The sequence below is a fragment of the Clostridium senegalense JC122 genome (assembly GCF_000285575.1).
Lineage (GTDB): Bacteria > Bacillota > Clostridia > Clostridiales > Clostridiaceae > Clostridium_J > Clostridium_J senegalense.
The window spans coordinates 1-291 of the sequence record NZ_CAEV01000156.1 but is presented as its reverse complement, the minus strand read 5'-3'; the positions used below and the strand labels follow the sequence as shown (position 1 = coordinate 291).

The window sequence follows — 291 nt, the reverse complement described above, 5'->3', positions numbered from 1 at the left end:
TTCTAAACATTTCTCCTGCGCCTTCACAGTCACTTCCTGTAATTATTGGAGTATGAGTGTAAACAAATCCTCTTTCTTGGAAAAAATTTGTGTATAGCAAAAGCTACTAATGAACGTAACTCTAAATACAGCTGAGAAAGTATTACTTCTTGGTCTTAAATGAGCTATTGTTCTTAAGAATTCAAAACTATATAGAAGGGCGTTGCTCTATCCAGCTGAGCTAAAAAACGCATATTTTTGGAGCGGGTGAAGGGAATCGAACCCTCGTAACTAGCTTGGAAGGCTAGCACT

The 291-nt window shown here is 37.8% G+C and carries 1 pseudogene; it reads right to left on the bottom strand.

The window, feature by feature from the left end:
* Positions 1–192 (bottom strand): annotated as a pseudogene (locus CSGHG_RS22310) (amino acid--tRNA ligase-related protein); the annotation flags it as partial.
* Positions 193–291: the final 99 nt, after the last annotated feature.